The sequence below is a fragment of the Niastella sp. sgz303648 genome (assembly GCF_059587045.1).
Map to the genome: position 1 here is coordinate 18,910 of NZ_JCAPSW010000008.1, position 23,819 is coordinate 42,728.

The window sequence follows — 23,819 nt, forward strand, 5'->3', positions numbered from 1 at the left end:
ATGCTTATCCGTACCCCAAAACTCAAACCATTATAAACTTATGAAAAAAGAACGTTATAGTTTTTTCATACTATTTGTTGAAATCGCAGCTATTGTTTTTTTACATTCAGCCAAAAGCAAGCAGGAATTAGGAAATAAAGCATTTAGCGAAAAGAAGCCTGTAGTATCCACCCCCTATCAGTTAAAAGCGCTTTCAGTGACACAAATGAAATAATAGAAATTTTCATTTGTTATTTACATAATTATAAACCTCGCAACAGCGGGGTTTTTTTGTTGGGTGTTGCTTCGCCCCCCTTTGTTGTTTCAAAAACCTGTATTGAGGCATCCAGACGTAGATGAAGGATAGCTATCAGTTTAGAATTTCATATTTAGGGTTTATCTGTGTTCATCCGTGCAATCCGTGGCGAACGTGTTTTCCGCCGAAGGCGGAACTATAGAATCCCTAACAAAAAATGCATTCCCGGCCGGCGCGAAGCGGCGGCACCCCTTTTTAATCAGTTTTTAATCAACTAATCCACAACCAGCTGCCGGGTTTTCCACAACCCAAAAAGGGTTTGTTTGAACGGAACAATTTGCCGTAACTTTGCACGACCTCCCGGAATTATTCTTCCAAATAAGAGTTATAAGTTTCCGCTGGTCAAATAATATAGTGGATCAGGATAATCAGTAAAAATGTGTGTAGAAAAAGACGTGCAACGTCGGGCTAACGATGTGATGGAATGATATTTATACTCCTGATCCAATTATTTTTTAGAGGCATCCGATGGGTTTATTCAACAGGAAAACCTCCGCGGAAAATCCATCGGGTGCCCTGGTAAGCTTAAGAAACTGACTAAATAACCATACATATGGCCAAACATATTTTTGTTACCGGTGGGGTAACTTCTTCGTTAGGAAAAGGAATTATTGCAGCCTCGCTTGCAAAATTGTTGCAGGCAAGGGGATTGAAGGTAACAATTCAAAAGTTCGATCCTTACATAAATGTCGATCCGGGTACCCTCAACCCGTATGAGCACGGCGAATGCTATGTTACTGAAGATGGCGCCGAAACAGATCTCGACCTCGGACACTACGAGCGTTTTTTAAACATATTCACTTCTCAGTCTAACAACGTTACTACAGGCCGCATTTATCAAACCGTAATTAATAAAGAGCGCGAAGGGGCTTACCTTGGTAAAACCGTACAGGTAGTGCCGCATATCACCGACGAGATTAAACGAAGAATGTTGTTGCTGGGACAAACCAACGAATTTGATATTATAATTACCGAATTAGGTGGTACTGTAGGCGATATTGAAAGCTTGCCTTTTATTGAGGCGCTGCGCCAGTTGCAATGGGAACTGCCCGAAGAAGATACGGTAGTGGTGCATCTGACCCTTATTCCTTACCTCAAAGCCGCCAAGGAATTAAAAACAAAACCTACCCAGCACAGCGTTAAAATGCTTAGCCAGGAAGGCGTGCATCCCGATATAATCGTGTGTCGTACCGAAAAAGCCATGACACCCGATCTGCGTCGTAAAATTGCCCTGTTTTGTAATGTAAAACAGGAAGCGGTGATCGAGGCTGCCGATGCGCCAACCATTTATGAAGTGCCGCTGGCCATGATGCGCGAAAAGCTTGACCTTATTTGTTTAAAGAAACTGAATATTAATAGTTTTAAGGAACCCGATCTGCAGAAGTGGAAGGAGTTCCTCGATAAACTGAAATATCCGAAAAGCCAGGTAACCATCGGCCTGATCGGAAAATACATCGAGTTACAGGATGCTTACAAGTCGATTCTGGAAGCATTTGTACATGCCGGCGCCCTGAACGAATGCAAGGTGCAGATCATAAACGTGCATAGTGAATTTATTACCACAGATAATGTGAGTGAAAAACTGGCTAATCTTGATGGTTTGCTGGTAGCGCCCGGTTTTGGACATCGTGGGGTAGAAGGGAAGATCCTTGCCGTAAAATATGCCCGCGAAAACAAATTGCCATTCTTTGGAATTTGTTTGGGTATGCAAATGGCCGTTATTGAATTTGCCCGCGATGTATTGGGATTAAAAGATGCCCATTCAACCGAAATGAATGCCGATACACCCGACCCGGTTATTGACCTGATGGAAGAGCAAAAAGAAGTTACTTCAAAGGGCGGTACCATGCGTTTGGGCGCTTATTCGTGCGAAACAAAAAATGGCAGCCTTGCCCGTCGTATTTACGATAGCGAAATGATCAGTGAAAGGCATCGCCACCGCTGGGAGTTCAACAACCGCTATCTTGGCCAGTTTCAGGAAGCCGGTATGGTCGCAAGCGGAAAAAATAACGAAAGCGGACTGGTAGAAATAGTTGAACTGCCGGCTCATCCCTTCTTTATTGGCGTTCAGTACCATCCTGAATTAAAAAGTACTGTCGAAAACCCGCATCCCTTATTTGTAAATTTTGTAAAAGCAGCCAAAGAATACGCCGAGCAAAAAAATGCGGCAAAGAACCCTTTATTGCAAAGTGAAATGATATAGGTTTCTGGTTTGTGGTTTGTTGTTTGTGGTTACCAGCTGCAGGAATTCTATTAGGCTGTTGTTGCGTCGCACTCTTGTACGCCTGAATCGCTATTCAGCCAATTCGCTATTTATGCAACACATTGCAACCTGATGTTAAATTTAAGAAAAGCTTTCTGTAAAAAAATTTCAAGGATCTGATACATAACGAATTGGAATATAATAGTGACAGCTCAAATCGCGGAGCAACTACAAACTATAAACTACAAACCACAAACTGATTTGGAGCAACCACAAACCATAAACTACAAACCACAAACCAAAGAACCCCTATCTTTGCACCTCTTCTAAACTTTTAGTATAATGAATTTTGACCGCAATACGGTGATTGGCTTTGTGTTGTTAGCTTTATTACTGTTTACATATCTTTTTATTTCTACCAAAAACAGTCGCGAATTACAGGCGGTGCAACAGCGCCGGACCGATTCGCTTGCCCGGCTACAATTTGTACGCGACTCCACAGCTAAACTGAACGATACCGCAGTTGCAGCCAATGCAGTGCCCGACTCGAACCAGTTAGCTACCCGCGGAACAGAACAGTTAACAGTTGTTGAGAATGACGTAGTTAAAATTTCATTCACCAACAAAGGCGGGCAGCCTGCAAAAGTTGAACTGAAAAAGTATAAATCGCTCAACTCCAATCAGCCGGCTTTTTTGAACAATACCCCGTTTGATAAAATATCATATGGCATTAATACAGGTAACAACCAGGGTGCTCAGGTAACCGACCTGTATTTCAAAGCCCCCCGGATAGTACGTAATGCCGATAACAGCCAAACGGTTATTTATCAGCTGCCTGTGCCTAACTATGGAATGGTTACCCACCAGTATACCATTCGCCCCGATGATTATCTGATCGATTGGACGGTGCAATTCGACGGGGCCGACAAACTGTTAACCCAGGGCAATTTTAACCTGGTTTGGCAAAATCAGCCCATGCAGCATGAAACAGATGTGATTTATGAACGGCAGCAGACTACCGTTTGCTTTTATGAAGAGAACAGTTTCGACTACATGATGTCGAAATCGGGCCGAACCTTCGAAAAACCGGTACAATGGGTAAGCGTTTCGCAACAGTTCTTCAACACTACTTTAATAGCTAAGAATAAGTTCACTTCGGGCGAAGTAAAATGGACGAAGAACTTACAAGACACAACTGCAAAAATCGCCGAAGTAAGCACCGCTTTACAGGCCCGGTTACCACTGGGACCCCGCACTGAGTTCCCCATGTCGTTATACTTTGGTCCAAACGACTATAACATACTTAAAAAGCATAGAGACCAGGTGCCCGAAATGGATAAGATCGTTAACCTGGGCCGTGATATGTATGCCTTTGTGCGTCCGATCAACAAGTACATCGTAATGCCGGTATTTGGGTTATTCAGAAGTTTTATCGGCAGTTTGGGTATCGCCATTGCGTTGCTTACCTTATTCATCAGGTTGTTTACATCGCCATTGGTATACACCAGCTATCTCAGCGGCGCCAAAATGAAAGCCCTGCGGCCCGAAATTGAAAAGCTGAAAGAGAAATACGGCGGTGATCAGCAACAGGTAGGGGTTGAACAAATGAAATTATTCAGGGAAGCAGGGGTAAATCCGCTCGGAGGTTGTATACCGGCCCTGTTGCAGATTCCTATCTTCTTTGCCTTGTATAGTTTCTTTAACTCAAATATTGCTTTGCGTGGAGTAGGCTTTTTATGGGCCGATAACCTCGCTTCGTACGATATTATTGCTCATTTTCCATTTAGCATCTGGGGGCTTGGTAATCATTTAAGCTTATTTACGCTTACGGCTGTTAGTACCAGTTTTCTGATATCAATTTATAATATGAACATGACGCCCGATCAAAACAATCCGGCGCTCAAGTACATGCCGTACATCTTCCCGTTCGTATTATTATTTGTGTTCAACCGGTTACCCGCAGCCTTAACCTGGTATTATACCGTTTCTAACATTATAACCCTTATATTACAGTTTGTAATTCAGAACTATATCATCGATCACGATAAAATTCTGGCTAAAATTGATCTGAACCGTAAAAAGCCAAAATCCAAATCAAAATGGCAGGAACGGTTAGAGCAGATGCAGGAGGCACAGAAAAATGCCCAGTCTACCCGTGAAAAAGGCCAGAAGAAGTAGTAAGTTTTAAGTTGTAAGTTTTAAGTCGTTGATAATAAGTTATATGCAAATCAGCAGGGTTATAAAATGTAGTTAAAATCAAACCCTGGATTATACCTAATATAAAAAGGTGGGTCTTCTTATAAAGGAGGCCCACCTTTTTAAGTTTTTAAGTAATATGTTGTACGTAATTAGTAATAAGTCGAAGAGAAAGTAGTAATAAGTCGAAGAGAAAGTAGTATTAAGTCGAAGAGAAAGGACTTATTACTTACAACTTATTACTTAAAACTGTATTTTAGGCAGCAACTATTCTGAACCTTTATCCATCTTTATAATACAACCCTGGATTACATGAAAAAAGTTATTGTTTTACTGATGGTTAGCCTGTTTGGTATGCTGGTTACCGCAAGCGCGCAGCGCAAGGTTTCGGAGCTTACCCTCGTATACGATGCAAGTATTTCGAGCGGCAGCAATGAGCCTAAAATGGCCGATGCCCTCGACGGACATACAAAAACCATATTTATCAAAGGAAACCTGAGCCGGGCCGAAATGACCAGTGCCCTGTTTTCGTCGGCCACTATTCATGACTCAAAAGCCGGTACATCGGTTGTTTTAAAGGAAGTGAGTGGTCAGAAATTACTGATCAGGATGACCAATGAGAACTGGATAGAGAACAATAAGCGATACGAGGGCATTACTTTTACCAATACGAGCGAAACGAAAACCATAGCCGGTTATAACTGTATAAAAGCTACGGCTACCTTGCCCGAAGGCACTACTTTCACAGTATATTATACACCCGACCTTGTTCCTGAAAACAAGGAATACGATTATCAGTTTAAAAACCTCAATGGATTACCGCTTGAATATGAACTGGTTCAGGGTAAATTGACCATAAGATACACAGTATCAAAGATCAATATGAACCCTGTGCCGGCATCAAAATTCGACATACCCAAAACAGGCTATCGCGAAATGACATATGAGGAAAGTAAGAAAATGAACGTAAGTAATTGATCGGGTTATTTACGTAACCTGATCTTTAAATCGATGACGTTCAGATTGTTACGAAAATACGATCTATCAGGAGTAATATTCACCCGTGGTTTGTACGGTAAAATGAATACTTTATTACCCTGCTGATAAGTAACTACCGTATTTACGTAGTTGGTGTTGCGTTCATTGCTGAATATATGACTGCCTGTATAAACAGGGCCAGCCTTCAGCGTGAAGCCATTAGTAGTTCGGATTGGTGTGAAATCGGGTTTGCGAAGCGACTCCGCTCTTTTTTTATCACCACCCCCGCTACTGGCAATTGCAAGCGCAACAGCCCCTATCATCGCACAACTGATGACGGTTTTTTTAAGCATGTGGTTAAGTTTTAGAGTAGAGTTCACTTGCATAGTTAAAAACAAAAGTAATTAAAAAAATTTAGAATTCTTTAACCGTCTGTCCGAAAGTTTATAATTCCCTTAACGGTTAAGACTCATAAATGTTACGGATTTCATAACAAAATGGTTGGTTTTTTTTCTCACACCAGACCTTATTTTATAAAATATTGATAATCATTGGGCCCAACTTGTTCACAGATGTCAAAAATTAAAATTGGAATCCATCGTCGAATATCCTATTTTACATTAACCTACTATTTAAATTCATGAGAGAAAATCCGTTTCGACAGGATAATGAAGAAATCAGGGAGTTAGTGAAGCAATTTCAGAATCTCAAAGCGGGGCGCGGAAATTCCTTCCTGGAGGAGGAGGCTTTTGAAAAAATAATCGACTATTTTGATGATGTAGAGGACCTTCCCCAGGCTTTGGAGGCTGCCGAAATGGGCATTGAGCAATATCCCTATTCCTCGGTATTGCTCATAAAAAAGGCCGACCTGTTAATTGCCACCCGCCACTACAACGATGCGCTGAAAATACTCAACCACGCCGAATTGCTCGACAGCAACGATATCAACCTGTACATATTAAAAACCGATGTATATCTGGCGCTCGACCAGCAGGAAAAAGCAGTAGAGCTGCTTGAAAATGCCCTGCAGCTGTTCGACGGACAGGAACGCATTGAATTGCTGTTTGAACTGGCTGATGTATATGACGATTATGAAGAGTTTGACAAGATATTCGATTGCCTGAAGCTGATCCTTGAGCAGGAGCCCAATAACGAAGAGGCTTTATATAAAATTTGTTTCTGGACCGATTTCACCAGCCGCAACGAAGAAAGCATTCTGTTGCATCAGCGCATCATTGAAGAATACCCGTACAGCGAACTGGCCTGGTTTAATCTGGCCGCGGCTTTTCAGGGTCTGAAGCTATACGAAAAGGCAATTGATGCCTACAAATATGCAGTGGCTATCGACGAAAAGTTCGACTATGCATACCGCAACATGGGCGACGCCTATATTCGTTTGCGTAAATACAAAGATGCTATTGAAGTTTTGGAAAAGGTGCTGGAGCTGTCGCGCCCCGAAGATGTTATTTACGAGGCTATCGGCCATTGTTTCGACCGGTTGAAGAACTATGCGCAGGCACGCTTTTATTATCGCAAAGCCTCGCATCTGAACCAGGGCGATAGCAAACTGTATTATAAAATTGCCTGCACTTATATTCATGAGGAACAATGGTCAATGGCGGTGAAACAGCTTGAAATTGCCATGCAGATACATCGCCTGCAACCCGAATACAACCTCGCAATGGGCGAATGTAAAATGCAGTTGGGCGATTATAAAGAAGCTATACAATATTTTTCTAATGTGGTGCGCCAGCGGCCGCGCAATATATCGAGCTGGGAAGCGCTGATACGCTGTTTATACCAGGGCGAATTTTTCGAAGAAGCACTGGAACAGGTGAAGGCGGCTATTAAAATTACCGAAGCCAAACCCATATTCATATATTATCTCAGTGCCATTTACCTTGCACTGGGCAAAACCAAAGAAGGGTTGATACAACTCGAAGCAGCGCTTACTGCTTCGCCCAAATTGCTCAAAAAACTCATTCAACTCAATCCAGCCTTATTACGGCATCAGCTTGTTGTAGATGTAATTGCACGTTGTAAAAGAAAAGGCAACGAGGATACAAAAGGCAACAAGGCATAGAGGCACAAAATACAATAGTCAATAGTCAATAGTCAATAGGCAATAGGCAATAGGCAATAGGCAATGATAAAGCCCGGCCAATGGCTTTCTGTCTAAGAGTTTAACTTGCTTTTAATAACCGTTTTGTTTATTGCCAATTGCCTGTTGCCCATTGCCAATTGATACTGATTGTGGTCAGTTGTGCCAGGAGGCTGTTCCTTGTAACCTGTTTTCTCTTATTTTTGCGGCGGCTATAAAATTGTTGCACAAAATACCAAGGAATGAATTTTAACCTCACACAGATCCCTGACAGGATAAAGAAACCACGCAACAGCGGTATTACGATGGTAATGGATAAGGGCCTGAGCATTCCCGAAGCGCAAAACTTTATGAGTGTTTCGCACCCTCATGTAGATGTTGTAAAGCTTGGCTTTGGAACTTCATTTGTAACACCCAACCTGCGCGAAAAAATTGAAGTTTACAGATCCTATGATATTCCCGTTTATTTTGGGGGTACTTTGTTTGAGGCATTTTTGATCCGTAACCAGTTTAATGATTACATCAGTGTTTGCAAGGATTATGAGATATCTTATATGGAGGTGAGCGATGGTTCGATCAATATACCCCATGCCGAAAAATGCGGCTATATCGAAAAGCTGGCCAAACATGGCACTGTGTTAAGTGAAGTGGGCAGTAAAGATGCCGCTCACATTATTCCCCCTTATAAATGGATCGAACTGATGCGGGCCGAACTGAACGCCGGTTCATCGTATGTTATTGCCGAAGCTCGTGAAGCTGGTAATGTGGGTATTTACCGCGGAAGCGGCGAAGTACGCGAAGGCCTTGTACAGGAAATTCTCACCCAGATTCCCGGTGAAAAAATATTGTGGGAAGCCCCCCAGAAAGCACAGCAGCTTTACTTTATCGAACTGCTGGGCTGCAATGTAAACCTCGGTAACATTGCTCCAACTGAAGTAATTCCACTCGAAACCATGCGTATAGGTTTGCGGGGCGATACGTTCAATTTGTTTTTGAACGGCAACTCAAAACATTAGTCGGCAATCGTGAATCGGCAATCGGCAAAATGAGGTTTTCATTCACGATTGCCGATTCACGATTCACGGTAAATTACGGAGGGACAAAAATTAAACGAAAACGATGAGAAAGTACGGCCTGATTGGCTATCCGTTAAGCCATTCATTTTCTCAGAAATATTTTACTGAAAAATTTCAGCGGGAGCATATTGCCGGTTGTTTATACGAAAATTTTCCGCTGGCCGATATCAGTGAATTTCCGGCGCTTATTCAACAGCACTCCGATTTATGCGGACTGAATGTTACCATTCCTTATAAAGAAAAGGTAATTCCTTTTTTATCGGCTCAAAGCGAAGTGGTGCAGGCAATCGGCGCCTGTAACTGTATTAAGATCGAAAATGGTTTGCTTACCGGTCATAATACCGATGTGGTGGGTTTTGAAAAGAGTTTATTACCGAAGCTGCAACCGCATCATAAAAAAGCCCTGGTACTGGGCACCGGTGGCGCTGCCAAAGCGGTGCATTATGTGTTGAATAAACTGGGTATTGAATATATTGAAGTATCGCGAACAGCATCGGGCAGCAAAAAGATTTCGTACGGGCAGGTTACCGAAGCTGTTATAAAAGAACATCAGCTGATTATTAATACAAGTCCGTTAGGCATGTATCCCAACGTAGATGAGTGTCCGTTGTTGCCCTATCAGGCACTCACTTCACAACATTATTTATTCGATCTTATTTACAATCCTGCCAAAACATTATTTCTGCAGAAGGGGGAGGAGCGGGGCGCTGCCATTGAAAATGGCGCCGATATGCTGGTTATTCAGGCAGAAGAGAGCTGGAGGATTTGGCTGACCAGTTAACATGTTAACCAGTTGACAAGTTGATTAGTTAACTTGTCAACAGATCAACTTGTTAACAGATCAACTTGTTAACTTTTCAACTGCTTAGTCAACTTCTCAACTACTTCAGAGGGAACAGCCGTCACTCTTTTCTTATCATAATCATAGCACACCATGCCCGTTTTGGCAATGGCAACCAGTTGTTTGGTATCGCCTTTGTTTTTTTCGAGTTTATAATACAGGTCGAAGGCTATTTTCGAAAAGTCGGCTGCAACCACCGATACGGTCACCACATCGCCATAAAACAATTCGCTTTTAAATTCAATGGCCACATCGCTCATGATGAGGCCGGCGCCTGCGAGGGTCAGTTCGCCATAACCATAGCTGGCAAGGTATTGTACCCGCGCTTCATGTATCATCGAAAGAATGGTATCATTGCCAACATGTTTACCATAATTTAAATCGGTTATGCGAACCGGTATAGTAGCGGTAAAAGAAAAATGTTCAGGGAGCTCAACTTTAATTCGTGCCATTCTGTATTTGATTATTTGTTTCGCGCAAAGGCTAAGCCGCAAAGGTATTTGTTTTGCCTATTGCCTGTTGTCCATTGCCTATTGCCTATTGCCTATTGCCTGTTGCCTGTTGGTATCAGTTTTCCTGCAGCAGGTCCTTCAACTCCAGTATATCGGTCAAACTGGTAGCGGTTGGAATAAACGACGACTGGTTCAGCAGTTTGGTCTTCCATTCGCGAAAACGCATTTTCCACAGGCTGTTTTCCTGCATCATAAAATCAAAATAATCCTGCGGCTCCACATCATCGTTCAGCGAACTGATGATATGCACGAATTTGGAAGAGATGCGTGTTTGCTCACCATTGGGGCCGGTAATGGTAATATAACAGTCATCGGGAGAGGTAATGAGTTTTTTATCCAGAATGACCTGACCGTTGGCATCGCGAATAAGCGGCCCTTCCACGCTTGGTAAATCACTTTTGGTAAAGGGTACCGCCTGCACATCAGTTACGCCTGCATAACTGGTGGCTATGGGCTGATAATCGCTGATATATGGAGCCGGTTGAGAAGCAGTTCTGTTTGCATAACGGTTCACCATTCGGACCGGCACCAGCGATGAAAGGGCTGCACCGGATGATTTTGGCGCCGGTTCATCAGCCTGCTGATCATTATTTTCGGGAATTGCGGGTTCAGCCTGTTGCTGAGGCGTTGTATTATTGTTAGTTGATGGAGTGGTGAAAGTTTGTTTGGCAACTACTTCATTGCTGTTATTATTAGAAGAAGAATTGTTCAGAAAATACCAGGCGCCCAGAGTAATTAATACCATGGCGGCAGCAACTGCAATAGCTTTACGAACCGGAAAGGCAATTACTTTGGCCGGTTGCTGAACAGGCTGTTGTTGCGGCAGGGCAGCAGCAATATTGTTCCATGCGGCGGCCGGCGGGGTTACTTCCAGATCATACATCTTTTGAGCAACCGGTACTTCGTCTGCATCAAATTCAGTATTCAACCGGGCCGCTATTTCGGGCCACACGCCAGGCGGGGGTTGTACTTCAAGGTGAAGAAGCGTATGTTGAATATTTGTAGCCATATTACCGGGTATAGGATTTTTGCGTATCGCTTAAATATTGGGTTATCTTTTTTTGTAAAACTGATTTCGCTCGCGCCAGTTGCGACTTACTGGTGCCTTCGCTGATTCCAAGCATATCACCTATTTCTTTATGCGAATATCCCTCAACTACATACAGGTTAAACACTGTTCTGTAGCCGGGTGATAATTCCTGTACAATTTTTATGATATCTTTTTGCGCCAGGTTTTCAAGGGCCGAAATATCACTGTCTTCAATAGTGCTTTCTTCCTTTTCACTGACCATCGACAGTTTGGCCGATTTTTTACGAAAATGTTCAATAGAAGTATTTACAAATACCCGTCTGATCCATCCTTCAAAAGAACCCTCTGCCCTGAAATGGTGTAAATTCCTGTATACTTTTATAAACCCTTCCTGAAGCAGATCCTGTGCATCTTCGGCATTATTGGCATAGCGCAAACAAACTGCATACATTTTGGGAGCAAACCGGTGATACAGTTCTTCCTGCATTCGCCTGTCTCCCGCAATGCATCCCTTTATTAAGTCGGATTCAGAAATGGTATAGTTGCTTTTTTGGTTCAAAAAAACTTTTTTCTATGTATTAAAAAATTAAGCCCTGTTCAGGCATCCGATGGGTGGGTGTGTTCAACGGGTTAGTTTCCGCGCGCGTAACCCTTCGGATGTTTTTATGCATTTACCTGTTCTTTTAAAAACAACACCAGTTTGTCGGCTGCTTTTTTACGATGGCTGATGGCGTTTTTTTCGTTTAACGTCATTTGGGCAAAGGTTCTGTTGCTGCCGGCCGGTGTAAAAACGGGGTCGTAGCCAAAGCCGCCGTCGCCATGCCGTTCGCCCGAAATGGTTCCCTCACAGATACCCTCAAAAAGCCGTTCCTGACCCTGCCATATTAAAGAAATAACGGTACGAAAACGTGCCTGACGGTTGCTGTTATTGCCCAGTTTATGCAACAATTTATCAATATTTTTATCAAAAGCCTTGTCTTCACCGGCATATCGAGCGCTTTTTACCCCCGGTTCACCGTTCAGGGCGGCTACTTCGAGGCCTGTATCTTCACTAAAACAATTTTCACCCGTTAACTGATAAATGGTACGCGATTTTTCCGATGCATTTGCTTCCAGCGTATCATGTGGCTCTGGAATGTCGATATCGATACCGGCCTGTTTTAAACTGATAACTTCCAGCGCATGGCCTATGGCCGCCTGTATTTCCTGTACTTTATGATCGTTATTTGTTGCGAAAATTAACTTCATGGTGAATATGCTAAATGCTGAACGCTTAATGCTTAACGCAAATACTCCTCGTTTTAGGAGTTCAGCGTTTTGCGTTCCGCGTTCTGCTTTTTGTGAATATGCTAAACGCCGAACGCTTAATGCTTAACGCAAATACACCTCGTTTTGAGCGTTTTGCGTTCAGCGTTTCGCGTTCTGCTTTTTGTGAATATGCTAAATGCCGAACGCTTAATGCTTAACGCAAATACACCTTCATTTTGAGCGTTCTGCGTTAAGCGTTTCGCGTTCTGCTTTTGTGAATATGCTAAATGCCGAACGCTTAATGCTTAACGCTGAATACACCTCTGGTTTAAGCGTTTCGCGTTCAGCGTTCTGCGTTTCGCGTTCTGCTATAAAAACATTCTCTTTAAACAATCCCACAGCTTCCTTTTCAACAGCTTTGCGTCCTCATTTTCCTGGTTCAGCTCGTTCAACCCGGGGGTAAATAAATACGTACTGCCGGCATAAGCCTGCTCTTTAAAAGCCGGAAAACTGATGGGCAGCTGAATGGTCCCCGGTTCAACCCCGAATAACAACACGTATTTTGGCTGCAATTGCTGTTTTAACGGCTCTATAGCCACCTGAGCCACCGCATGATTTACGATGGCTACATCGGCCATATTCAGCTTGCATGCGCTTAACATTTTGGTAAGGAATTGTAAATCGGATTCCGGCAAAAACACTTCGTTCGGAAAATTTACCACAATGGCAATTTGTTGCTTATTGTTTCCAAGCGTTTTATAGCTAACCGGTTGCTGAGCCCCCGGTTGAATAGTTTCAGGCTGTTTTACAGATCCGGGTTGTTTTACAGGTTCGGGCTGTTTAACAGGTTCCGGGGTCTTCGGTTCAACAGGCGGCGGGGTTGCAACAGTATTCGTTTCAACCGCAGCAGGCCGGGAGTCAGTAGTTATTTCGCCATCGTATTCAATTAACGAATGCCGGTACAAATCAGCAATAACTATATCGGGTAATTTGATGTTTTTCAAACTCATTGAGTACAAACTGTTCTTTTAAATGGCGATAACTATATCAGTTACAAGTGAATAGAAATCGTCTTCTATTAATGCTAACGAATGTTAGCAATATTTTTGACGGCCAGAAACTTTCTTTGTTTATTTGTGCCTCAAAAATACTGGATTATGGTAGAAGCATATAGCATCCCTGTAACAAAAGTTGACCACAGCAGGTTGTCGGGGGTAAATCTTGAAAATATTCCCTTTGGCAGAACCTTTACCGATCACATGCTTGAAGCGGATTTTGAAAATGGTGAATGGAAAAATGTAGAAATAAAACCCTATCAGCCGTTGGTATTAAGTCCGTCGGTAGCGGCTTTGCATTACGGACAGGCGATTTTTGAGGGTATTAAAGCCTACAGGAGCAAATCGGGGGAGGCTTTTATTTTCAGGCCATATGACAATTTTAAACGATTCAATATATCGGCCGAACGCATGCAGATGCCTTCGGTTCCCGAAGAAATTTTTATGGAAGGGATGCGCCAGCTGGTAGCGCTTGATAAAAACTGGATACCCGCCCGGGAAAATCACTCGCTGTACATTCGTCCCTTTATGTTTTCATCCGATGAAATGATAGGGGTGCGACCGTCGGAAAATTATAAGTTCCTCATTATCATGAGCCCCACCGGGCCTTATTACAGCGCCCCCATGCGTATTTACGTTGAAGAAAAATACACACGCGCAGCGCCGGGCGGCGTTGGCTATGCCAAAGCGGCCGGTAATTACGGGGCCAGTATGTTTGTAACAGCCGAAGCTAAAAAGCAGGGATACGACCAGGTTTTGTGGACCGATGTATACGAGCATAAATATGTGCAGGAAATAGGCACCATGAACGTGTTTTTTGTGATTGGCAATAAAGCTGTTACACCCGATCTGAGCTCAGGAACCATTCTGGCCGGCGTTACCCGCGACAGCGTGATGACGATACTCGAAGAAATGGGACTTACCGTAGAGGAGAAACCGGTTTCGGTTGATAGTTTGATCGAAGCTTACCGCGCCGGCGAATTACGCGAAGTATTCGGCACAGGCACAGCCGCCACAGTTTCGTTGATCAGGGAATTGAAATACAAGGATTTTGTGATGACTTTCGATACCGACAAATGGCAGGTAACCCCCGAAATAAAAAAGCGCCTCGATGCCATACGCGAAGGGAAAACCGCAGATAAATATGGGTGGATGTACAAAGTGTAAGGTAAAAATCCTGCTTTTTAGCCTATTTTTCAGGTAATTAACATCTAAAATGAATCAATGTGAAAAAGTATCCCGCAATTTTTTGGTTATAAAATTAATACGCTTACCTTTGCCGTCCCAAAATCAAAAGGTTCATAATGCCTACTATTCAACAATTGGTAAGAAAAGGAAGAGAAATCATCAAGGCTAAAAGTAAATCAAGAGCTTTAGACTCCTGTCCTTTCCGTCGTGGTGTTTGCACCCGTGTATATACAACCACTCCCAAAAAGCCTAACTCGGCTTTGCGTAAAGTGGCTAAGGTTCGTTTAACAAATAAAGTTGAGGTGATTGCCTATATACCCGGTGAAGGTCACAACCTGCAGGAGCACTCAATTGTGCTGGTTCGCGGCGGTCGTGTTAAAGACTTACCAGGTGTACGTTACCATATCGTTCGCGGTAGCCTGGATACGGCCGGTGTAAAAGACCGTAAACAAAGCCGTTCTAAATACGGAACTAAAAAGGAAAAAGCTAAAAAATAATCGCTGACGCTCACAAATCTTTATAAATGAGGAAGACAAAAGCCAAAAAAATTCCCTTAGCGCCTGATGCAAGGTATAATGATGTGCAGGTTACAAGGTTTATCAACAACCTGATGTGGGAAGGAAAAAAGAATACAGCATTCGAAATATTCTATACTGCATTGGAGCGGGTTGCTAAAACAACCGGCGAAAATGGGTATGAAGTATGGAAAAAAGCCCTGAACAATGTTACGCCTGCTGTAGAAGTACGCAGCCGTAGAATTGGTGGTGCTACTTTCCAGATTCCTGCAGAAGTTCGTGCAGAAAGAAAAATTTCCCTGAGCATGAAGTGGCTGATTCGCTATAGCCGTGATAGAAACGGTCGTAGCATGGCTGAAAAACTGGCTAACGAAATCGTTGCTGCCAGCAAAGGTGAAGGCGGTGCTTTCAAAAAGAAAGAAGATACCCACCGTATGGCTGAAGCCAACAAGGCTTTTGCTCACTTTAGAGTATAACGCTTACTACAGCATATCTGATTATACACCCATCGGTTACGTGCCGGTGGGTTTTTTTATATCAATGGTGAATGCCCGCCCGGATGACCCGGTCGGACGGGGTCAATGGTAAATGCGCCTTCGCTACTGCTCGCCTCCGTGTTTCTGTACTAAGCTATAACACCGGCGCCTAAAGCTTCAGCTGCACACGAACAGCGGATAAAGTCGTGAAACGCCAAACGGTCCCGCTAAGGCGGGATGAATCGGCAATTACTTCTGCTTCAGTTAACCTGTTAACTTTTTAACTTGTAAACCTTCCAACTCCTGATGCCTGCTTATTACTTCATCATTCGACATTCAATATTCGACCTACTGCACCATTACCCTGCCCGCAAAATCCTTCTTCCCGTTTTTGAGTATCAGTATAAAATAGATTCCACCTTTAAGTCCGCTGAGCGGAACGTAATTTGCCGTTTCCTGTAAGTTGTATTGCAATACCTTTTGACCAGGTGAATTGTATAAAATCACCTGGGTATTGACTGGTTCTTCTTTGGTAAAAATCTGCAATGAACCGGTAGCTTTTGCCGGGTTGGGGAAAATGATATACCGGGTGGTGAGGAAATAATAAACACTTTGCTGACTGCTGTAAATGACCAACCCATTGGTTAGCTCAATTTTTAAGCGATAGGTGTTGGTGCCATCGGTGAGGTTATTATCAAACAACAGGTAATCGAGGGCGGTTACAGGTTGAACGATCTGCAGGGTTTGAAAACCGTTTTTGGTTAGCTTTTCAACCGTTAAGCTCTTAACGTTATAAAACGAACCTATTTCAATAGTAAGCTGCGCCGCCGGTGAAGATCCACCGCGATCGTCGAGATCGGCCAGGAATGTTTTCAGGTAGCAATCTACCCCCTGCATTTTGTAATTGAGGGTGTATGCTTTCAGGCCTTCTCTGTTGCCGATTACCGGTGCTGCTGTATACCAGTTGAACGAACCGGGTTGATGAATGATGAGGAAAGTATCGGTTAAGGTTGTAACACGCTGCAGGTATTTATCGCCCAAACGGTACACATTATACGCACTAACAGATGGCGCACGATTCCAGTATAACATCACTGAATCGGGACAGTTAAAACCAACTTTCACCTGAACGGGTGTTGAAATGGTAAAAGTATCGGATATAAAAGATTGACCGTTGATGGTCATGCGAAGCAGGGCCGTGCAAAAAGTATCAGGTGCATTCCAGTACGTGGTATGCGCATTCAGCGGTGTTGCATTATTGATCGCCTGCCAGGTAACACCTTTGTTTACACTGTATTCCAGAACGCCGGTGGTATTGCTGAAGGTCGATGACCAGCGAAGCAGGTTGGGGTTTGTCCCGGAGATATAGTCGGTTGCCACCGGAAACTGCCATTGAAACTGATCGGCTGCATCGGTTTGCCATGCTATAAAAAATGACTGGTTACCGGTAACGGCGAAACCTTTAACCCGTATGGTATAGGTTCCTGCGGGGGCGTTATCGATCGTTATCTGTTCAACATTATTGAGCGTATCTTTTTTACGAACAGCCGGTAATAGCAGCGAATCGATGATCGGGGCTGCACTCAGCACCCAGGGTTGCCATACCTGTGTGGTGCTGTTATTCACCAGTTCAAGATCAAGATCATTGATCAACGCTTTGGAGGCATTCGCTGCTGCAGCGGGATCGTTCCAGCACAACAATATTTTTAATAAGCGGGTATTGCCAGGTACGGTGAGTGAAAAAGTTTGGGTACCGCCCTGTGCTACTGAACCTGCATAATAGTTTCCACTGGCCAGTGTTTGTAAAGCTTTATAAGTATTCAAAATTCCGAAGCCCGATTGATAGTCGGGGCCTTTGGGGCCTGTATCATCGGCACTGTTCAGCAAAGCCGCTTTTACCAATGCAGAAGAGGGAAGTGTTCCGCTGTGTTGATTTTTATATTGTTGTTGCAGTAAAAGCACAGCCCCCGAAGTAAGGGCGGCGGCGCCTGAGCTGCCGTCCTGGCCAAAGGCAACCAGTTCGGGTTTTATCCGTCCGTCGTAAGCAGGGCCTTTTGAACTAAGAAAAGCCACAATTCCGAAAGAATCGGTAGCACCTGCGGTTATGATATTCTTAGCCATTTTAAAACTGCCCGTAATATTGGCCATGTTCATTATACCGGCATAAGGTCCCGTACTGGCAGCATTGCCCGAATTGCCGGCTGAAAAAACATGCAGTAACCCAGGATTGTTAATGGTGCTGGCATCATAGGCGGCGGCATCGGCGCCATAATAGTTTTCAATGCCCGTTCCATACGAATGGTTCTGCACCGAAATGCCGTATTGCCGGTAATCATTATCGGCATCGGGTAAAAGATTGGCAAAATTCGAAGAGGTAAGCTGTGCAGCCGGAACAGCTCCGCTGCCGGTATAAAATGAGTTTTCTCCGCCGGCAATAATGGTTGCCATAATGCTGGCGTGCGATGTAATGGCTTCAGCCGCCAGGGGGGTAGAAAGATATCTTCCTGTAAAATCAATATCCGCGGTATCGGGCTTGTTTTCTTTTACCGAAACAACCATTGAGTTACCGTTCAACTGTGGAAATTGCGCATGTACCTGGTTAATGGTGTTGAGGCTGTTATCGAACGATCCTATGGCCAGCTCTTCGTGCGGTTGGCGGGGAATATCTACAAAACGAATAAACGGTAAGGCAGCTGTGAGCGAGTCGATGGTTTGCCAGTTGCTTTTAACAATCAGCAAACCGCCGGTATATTCACCTGTAATCTGCAGCGGTAATTGCTTTTGACTGAAATATTTTTTGGCCGAATCGGTATTCGAAGTAACGATCCAGAATATTTGTTGCTGGTTTTTCGAAAAAAGCGTTTTGCTTTTTTGTAACACAGGCGAAAATTTCCGGTTAACCGGCTGAAGTGTTGGCTGTGCCTGTACGCCATGCATCAGTAAGAATAAGATAAGCAGGAAGAGCCCGGATGATTTCATCTTCACGTATTTAGGTTGTTTTGGCCCGATGAATTTTCGTATGCACAATCTACAATTTTTTACCACCTGATTAACCAAATAGCACAGTAAGTTCTTTGTGTAATATCTAACTACATGGCATAGGGTAAATTGACTATGAACAATTTCTTTCCACATATATGGATTATTCTGCAGGTTTCTGGGTAAAATGGGGGTGTTCTGCAACTATGTTGCTATTTTATGAGCTATACACTTTATGATTTTACTTAAATTGAAATAACTATTTAATTGTAAACCGTTAAATGTTGTGATTTGCTTTCAATTATTAACTGTTAAATCAAAACACTCATGAGAAATGCCCTCATCAAAACTACTGTTGTACTTGTAGTATGCGTTTTTGCACTGTATTCCTGCCGAAAAAATGCCAGTACCGGACAAACTGCGTCCATCTCTGAAGAAACCCTTGGTCAGATTTATAATCTTGGGTTTAGTAACAAAAATGTATCGTTGAACGAAGACGGAAATTATGTGGTGGAAGGCGATATTGTGCTTAGTAAAGCCGATTTAACCTCCGTTCCGTCGATGCAGTTTTTCAGAGTAGGCTCTGTTGAGCAATACCGCACGTATAACCTGGTAACAGGTTTACCACGTGTTATCAAAGTAAGCATATCCTCGCAGCTGCCTTCGTCGTATGTGGCAGCGCTTGATGAAGCGATTGGCCGTTACAATGCCCAGAACCTGCAGATCACTTTTCAGCGTGTTTCTTCGGGCGCTGCTATTTCAATTGTAAAAGGCAATGGAAGTTATCTGGCCTCTGCCGGTTTCCCTACCTCATCAGGAGATCCGTACAACCAGATAAAAGTAAATTCAAGGGCCATTGGCAATCAGCCGCAATATACCGTTGCCTCTATTCTGGCGCATGAAATGGGCCATTGCATAGGCTTCCGTCATACCGACTGGATGGATCGTTCGTATAGCTGCGGCGGAGCTGCCACAAATGAAGGAGCCTCAACTATTGGTGCTGTACAGATCCCGAATACGCCTTCTGGTCCCGATGCCGGTTCGTGGATGCTGTCGTGCATCGGTTCAGGCGATAACCGTCCGTTCAACAGCAACGACCAGGTGGCGTTAAATTATTTGTATTAAAAACTATTCTGATAATAATAAAGGTTATTAAGGCAAAACCCGCTGGTGAAGCGGGTTTTGTGTTTATGTGGGTTTTCGTAAAAATCCGAAATTACATACGTACTGTTTCGATATACTAACCTTGTTGTATAGAGTATTTTTTTAATGATTGAAAAAAGTTTTCCACCAAAAACGTTTATACTTCTGGGTAATTGGGTAAAAATGCGTTTTTCTGCGGGTGATAGCCAATTGGGTATCAAATGAACAAGATAATTTAGTAAATTGACAATTAGCGCGTGTAGTAACCATACCATTAACCACCATTAAATCTAAAAATGCACATGAGAAAGTTAATTTTCAAAACAACCGCTATTGCAGCAGGTTGTGCTCTTCTGTTATTTGCTTGTCGCAAAAATGCAAAAAATGAAAGCTCTTCAACTGTTTCAGATGAAGCACTTGCCAAAATTTACAACCTCGGATTCAGTAATAAAGACGTAATTTCTGACGGAAAAGGAAATTACATTGTTGAGGGAGATATTCTGCTTAGCCCGGCCGATCTGAATGCAAAAGCCGATGTGTCGCTTTTGCGGGTGGCCGGTGAAGAGCAGTATCGTACCACAAACCTCGTAAGAAGTTTGCCGAGAAATATTACGGTGAGCCTTGCTTCCAGCTTGTCTACCTGGTCAACAGCCCTGAATACCGCGTTGGCTCGCTACAATGCACTGGGGCTCACGATCACTTTTACGCGTGTTACCTCGGGCGCCAATATTTCCATCGTAAACGGTACAGGCAGTTTCCTGGCCTCATCGGGTTTCCCTACTTCATCGGGTAATCCCTACAACCAGGTTATTCTTGTTTCTACCGCTGTTGCAGGGCAGCCACAAAATACGGTTGCCAGCATTTTAGCGCATGAAATTGGCCATTGTATTGGTTTCCGCCATACCGACTATTTTAACAGATCGTACAGCTGCGGCGGATCTGCTGTAAATGAAGGTTCTGCCGGAGTGGGCGCTATTAACATTCCGGGAACGCCAACCGGCGCCGACCCCAACAGCTGGATGCTGAGCTGTATAGGTTCTGGCCAGGACCGGCCGTTTAACGCAAACGATAAAATTGCTTTGAACTACCTGTATTAATTTTTTATTACCAGGTTGGTTACTGCACCCAAAAAGTCCTGTCTCCGGCTCAACCGGCGCAGGACTTTCTTTTTTACCCTTCAAACCGGCGGTGCAGCTTTATTTTTACCCCCGTTCCGCTTCAAATTCCGTGGAATTGCATACCTTTGCGAACTTCATTTTCAGGGCATTTTTCCCTGGATAAAAAAACAAAAGAAAATTTAACAAGTCATGGCAGACTTACGACTACAAAGAAATTTTGGTATTGCGGCACATATTGATGCCGGTAAAACAACTACTACCGAGCGTATTTTGCGCTATACCGGTATGATCCATAAAATTGGAGAGGTGCATGACGGAGCGGCCACTACCGACTGGATGGAGCAGGAAAAAGAAAGAGGTATCACCATTACCTCTGCTGCTGTTAGCTGCCAGTGGAACTTTCCTACCGTAAAAGGTAAGGCAGATGCAAATACAAAAAAATATTATTTCAACATCATCGATACTCCGGGACACGTTGACTTTACTGTAGAAGTAGAGCGTTCAATGCGTGTACTGGATGGTTTGATCGCACTGTTCAGTGCCGTTGATGGTGTTGAACCTCAGTCTGAAACCGTTTGGCGTCAGGCTAACCGCTATAAAGTTCCCCGTATCGGTTTCGTAAATAAAATGGACCGTTCAGGTGCCGACTTTTTAATGGTGGTTAAACAGGTTAAAGAAATGCTGGGTGCAAAAGCAGTTCCCCTGCAGTTGCCCATCGGCGCCGAAGATGATTTCAAAGGCGTGGTTGACCTGATCAAAATGAAAGGTATCATCTGGCATATGGAAACAGAAGGTATGACCTTCGATGAAATTCCTGTTCCGGCTGATATGCAGGCAGAAGCTGAAGAGTGGAGGCAAAACCTCATTGAAGCAGTAGCTGAATATGATGACAAGCTCATGGAAAAATTCTTTGATGATCCAAATACGATCTCAGAAGATGAAGTACACGAGGCTATTCGTAAAGCTACCATCGACCTCAGCATCGTTCCGATGATGTGCGGTTCTTCTTTCAAAAATAAAGGCGTACAAACTGCATTGGATGCTGTTTGCCGTTACCTGCCTTCACCCGTTGATATTGAGGATACAGTAGGTACTGATCCCGATAGCGGTGAGCCGGTAACCCGTAAGGCTGATCCTAAAGCTCCGTTTGCGGCGCTGGCATTCAAAATTATGACCGATCCGTTTGTAGGTCGTTTGGCCTTCTTCCGCTGTTACAGCGGCCACCTCGATGCCGGTTCGTATGTAAAGAACATGCGTAGTGGTAAAAACGAGCGTATCAGCCGTATCATGAAGATGTTTGCCAACAAACAAAACCCAATCGATTTCATCGAGGCTGGTGATATCGCTGCAGCAGTTGGTTTCAAGGAAATCAAAACCGGTGATACCCTGTGCGATGAAAATCATCCGATCGTATTGGAAAACATGTTCATCCCCGAGCCGGTAATTGCCATTGCCATTGAGCCTAAAACACAGGCCGACGTTGATAAAATGGGTATGGCCATTGCCAAGCTGGTTGAAGAAGATCCTACATTACGCGTAAATACCGATGAAGAAACCGGTCAAACCATTTTACGTGGTATGGGTGAGCTTCACCTTGAGATCATCATCGATCGTATGAGACGTGAGTTTAAAGTAGAAGTTAACCAGGGTGCTCCCCAGGTTGCTTATAAAGAAGCTTTCAAGAAGTCGATTGAACATCGCGAGATCCTGAAGAAACAAACCGGTGGTCGGGGTAAATTCGCCGACATCATTTTTGAATTAGGACCCGCCGATGAAGAGTTCCTGAAAGAAAATCCTGATAAACGCTACCAGTTCGTGAACGATATCTTCGGTGGATCAATTCCCCGTGAGTTTGTTCCTGCTATTCAAAAAGGTTTTGAGCAGGCCATGGGTACCGGTGTACTGGCCAGCTACCCCATGGAGAATATGAAGGTGCGTGTATTTGATGGTAGCTTCCACCAGGTTGACTCTGACGCCATGTCGTTCGAGTTGTGCGCCAAGAGTGGTTTCCGTGAAGCAGGCCGCAAAGCGCAACCTACCTTACTGGAGCCTATCATGAAAGTTGAAGTAATTACGCCTGATCAATACATGGGTGATGTTACCGGTGACCTTAACCGTCGTCGTGGTATGCTCGAAGGTATGGACAGCCGCGGTGGTGCCCAGGTGATCAAAGCCAAAGTGCCGCTGAGCGAAATGTTCGGTTATGTAACTCAGTTGCGTAGCTTATCTTCAGGCCGTGCTACCAGCACCATGGAGTTCAGCCACTATGCTCCTGCACCCAACAACATCGCTGAAGAAGTGATTGCCAAGGTGAAAGGAAAAGTGAAAGTGAACGATTAATATCGGGTTCATATCTCTTATTATAGAGCCCTTCTGCCAAAAGCGGAGGGGCTTTTTTGTGTTTGCCATCTGTACTGAGCGAAGCCTGCCCGACTATTGGCGGGTTGAATTACACGGCTATTGGCAAAACTGCACGGTTATTGGTCATATTAGCGCACTTATTAATTTGTTCCTTAGCTCATAGATACAAGTGTTATTTTGCACCTGTAATAACCCAAATTACCTGATTTTTTCCCGGAGGGAGTAGCATCGACTATTAAACACTATAATCCTTTGAATCCATGCGGTACCCCTGTTGCACACAGGGGTATTTTATTTATCTGTCAGGATATAAAGAATATTCCTTTTAAACATGTTGGTTCTTTGGGTTAAATGAAATAGCATAAGGAGTCAAAGAGGTTGAATGACCTGTTTGACTCCTTTGACTTTTTTGACTGTTTTCATTTTTTTGACCTGATTGCCGTTGTTTTTATTTACGGTAATGTTTGTTTGCGTTCAATGTCTTAATTTCCTGCACCAAAATTT

At 43.7% G+C, this 23,819-nt stretch carries 20 protein-coding genes; 13 read left to right on the plus strand and 7 right to left on the minus strand.

What is annotated here, in order from left to right; all coding sequences use genetic code 11:
* The first annotated feature begins 40 nt into the window (after positions 1-40).
* The 4 genes from AC59IL_RS22745 to AC59IL_RS22760 all read left to right on the plus strand — a co-directional run bounded on the left by AC59IL_RS22745 (position 41) and on the right by AC59IL_RS22760 (position 5,672).
* Complete coding sequence (locus AC59IL_RS22745) at positions 41-214, plus strand: hypothetical protein (protein ID WP_496554501.1); 174 nt, start codon at positions 41-43, stop codon at positions 212-214.
* Positions 215-848: 634 nt separating this feature from the next.
* Positions 849-2,498, plus strand: a complete 1,650-nt coding sequence (gene pyrG, locus AC59IL_RS22750) for a CTP synthase (protein WP_496554502.1) — start codon at positions 849-851, stop codon at positions 2,496-2,498.
* A gap of 342 nt (positions 2,499-2,840) precedes the next feature.
* A complete protein-coding gene (yidC, locus tag AC59IL_RS22755) occupies positions 2,841-4,676 on the plus strand; it encodes a membrane protein insertase YidC (RefSeq protein ID WP_496554503.1) in 1,836 nt (611 codons plus the stop codon).
* A gap of 330 nt (positions 4,677-5,006) precedes the next feature.
* On the plus strand, positions 5,007-5,672 hold the full coding sequence (locus AC59IL_RS22760; RefSeq protein ID WP_496554504.1) for a hypothetical protein: 666 nt from the start codon (positions 5,007-5,009) through the stop codon (positions 5,670-5,672).
* Positions 5,673-5,677: 5 nt separating this feature from the next.
* On the opposite strand, the gene AC59IL_RS22765 is transcribed toward AC59IL_RS22760, so the two are convergent.
* Complete coding sequence (locus AC59IL_RS22765) at positions 5,678-6,025, minus strand: hypothetical protein (RefSeq protein WP_496554505.1); 348 nt, start codon at positions 6,023-6,025, stop codon at positions 5,678-5,680.
* 287 nt (positions 6,026-6,312) lie between these two features.
* Between AC59IL_RS22765 and AC59IL_RS22770 the strand changes: the two genes are divergently transcribed.
* The 3 genes from AC59IL_RS22770 to AC59IL_RS22780 all read left to right on the plus strand — a co-directional run bounded on the left by AC59IL_RS22770 (position 6,313) and on the right by AC59IL_RS22780 (position 9,630).
* Complete coding sequence (locus AC59IL_RS22770) at positions 6,313-7,755, plus strand: tetratricopeptide repeat protein (protein WP_496554506.1); 1,443 nt, start codon at positions 6,313-6,315, stop codon at positions 7,753-7,755.
* A 260-nt stretch (positions 7,756-8,015) separates the two neighbouring features.
* Positions 8,016-8,789, plus strand: coding sequence for a phosphosulfolactate synthase (locus AC59IL_RS22775; RefSeq protein WP_496554507.1), 774 nt, complete (start codon positions 8,016-8,018; stop codon positions 8,787-8,789).
* Positions 8,790-8,892: 103 nt separating this feature from the next.
* Positions 8,893-9,630, plus strand: coding sequence for a shikimate dehydrogenase family protein (locus AC59IL_RS22780; RefSeq protein WP_496554508.1), 738 nt, complete (start codon positions 8,893-8,895; stop codon positions 9,628-9,630).
* A 68-nt stretch (positions 9,631-9,698) separates the two neighbouring features.
* Here AC59IL_RS22780 and AC59IL_RS22785 read toward each other — a convergent pair whose 3' ends face one another.
* From AC59IL_RS22785 to AC59IL_RS22805, 5 genes are all read right to left on the minus strand, one after another.
* The gene (locus AC59IL_RS22785) at positions 9,699-10,142 is read right to left on the minus strand and encodes an acyl-CoA thioesterase (RefSeq protein WP_496554509.1); all 444 of its coding nucleotides are present in this window, start codon (positions 10,140-10,142) and stop codon (positions 9,699-9,701) included.
* Between the two features lie 115 nt (positions 10,143-10,257).
* Positions 10,258-11,211: a hypothetical protein gene (locus AC59IL_RS22790; RefSeq protein ID WP_496554510.1), complete on the minus strand. Its 954-nt coding sequence runs from the start codon at positions 11,209-11,211 to the stop codon at positions 10,258-10,260.
* A gap of 1 nt (position 11,212) precedes the next feature.
* Positions 11,213-11,791, minus strand: a complete 579-nt coding sequence (locus AC59IL_RS22795; protein WP_496554511.1) for an RNA polymerase sigma factor — start codon at positions 11,789-11,791, stop codon at positions 11,213-11,215.
* A 104-nt stretch (positions 11,792-11,895) separates the two neighbouring features.
* Entirely contained in the window at positions 11,896-12,480 is a 585-nt protein-coding gene (gene rdgB / locus AC59IL_RS22800) for an RdgB/HAM1 family non-canonical purine NTP pyrophosphatase (protein WP_496554512.1), read from the minus strand.
* A 368-nt stretch (positions 12,481-12,848) separates the two neighbouring features.
* Positions 12,849-13,490, minus strand: a complete 642-nt coding sequence (locus AC59IL_RS22805) for a hypothetical protein (RefSeq protein WP_496554513.1) — start codon at positions 13,488-13,490, stop codon at positions 12,849-12,851.
* Between the two features lie 147 nt (positions 13,491-13,637).
* Here AC59IL_RS22805 and AC59IL_RS22810 point away from each other — a divergent pair, with 147 nt between their 5' ends.
* The 3 genes from AC59IL_RS22810 (at position 13,638) to rpsG (ending at position 15,714) form a co-directional block, all read left to right on the plus strand.
* On the plus strand, positions 13,638-14,702 hold the full coding sequence (locus tag AC59IL_RS22810; protein WP_496554514.1) for a branched-chain amino acid aminotransferase: 1,065 nt from the start codon (positions 13,638-13,640) through the stop codon (positions 14,700-14,702).
* A 137-nt stretch (positions 14,703-14,839) separates the two neighbouring features.
* On the plus strand, positions 14,840-15,220 hold the full coding sequence (gene rpsL / locus AC59IL_RS22815) for a 30S ribosomal protein S12 (protein WP_014220863.1): 381 nt from the start codon (positions 14,840-14,842) through the stop codon (positions 15,218-15,220).
* A gap of 26 nt (positions 15,221-15,246) precedes the next feature.
* A complete protein-coding gene (gene rpsG / locus AC59IL_RS22820) occupies positions 15,247-15,714 on the plus strand; it encodes a 30S ribosomal protein S7 (RefSeq protein ID WP_496554515.1) in 468 nt (155 codons plus the stop codon).
* A gap of 348 nt (positions 15,715-16,062) precedes the next feature.
* Here rpsG and AC59IL_RS22825 read toward each other — a convergent pair whose 3' ends face one another.
* The gene (locus AC59IL_RS22825) at positions 16,063-18,693 is read right to left on the minus strand and encodes a S8 family serine peptidase (RefSeq protein WP_496554516.1); all 2,631 of its coding nucleotides are present in this window, start codon (positions 18,691-18,693) and stop codon (positions 16,063-16,065) included.
* A gap of 327 nt (positions 18,694-19,020) precedes the next feature.
* Here AC59IL_RS22825 and AC59IL_RS22830 point away from each other — a divergent pair, with 327 nt between their 5' ends.
* The 3 genes from AC59IL_RS22830 to fusA all read left to right on the plus strand — a co-directional run bounded on the left by AC59IL_RS22830 (position 19,021) and on the right by fusA (position 23,294).
* Positions 19,021-19,818, plus strand: a complete 798-nt coding sequence (locus tag AC59IL_RS22830; protein ID WP_496554517.1) for a M57 family metalloprotease — start codon at positions 19,021-19,023, stop codon at positions 19,816-19,818.
* Between the two features lie 320 nt (positions 19,819-20,138).
* Positions 20,139-20,933, plus strand: coding sequence for a M57 family metalloprotease (locus AC59IL_RS22835; RefSeq protein ID WP_496554518.1), 795 nt, complete (start codon positions 20,139-20,141; stop codon positions 20,931-20,933).
* A gap of 210 nt (positions 20,934-21,143) precedes the next feature.
* Complete coding sequence (gene fusA, locus AC59IL_RS22840; protein ID WP_496554519.1) at positions 21,144-23,294, plus strand: elongation factor G; 2,151 nt, start codon at positions 21,144-21,146, stop codon at positions 23,292-23,294.
* Positions 23,295-23,819: the final 525 nt, after the last annotated feature.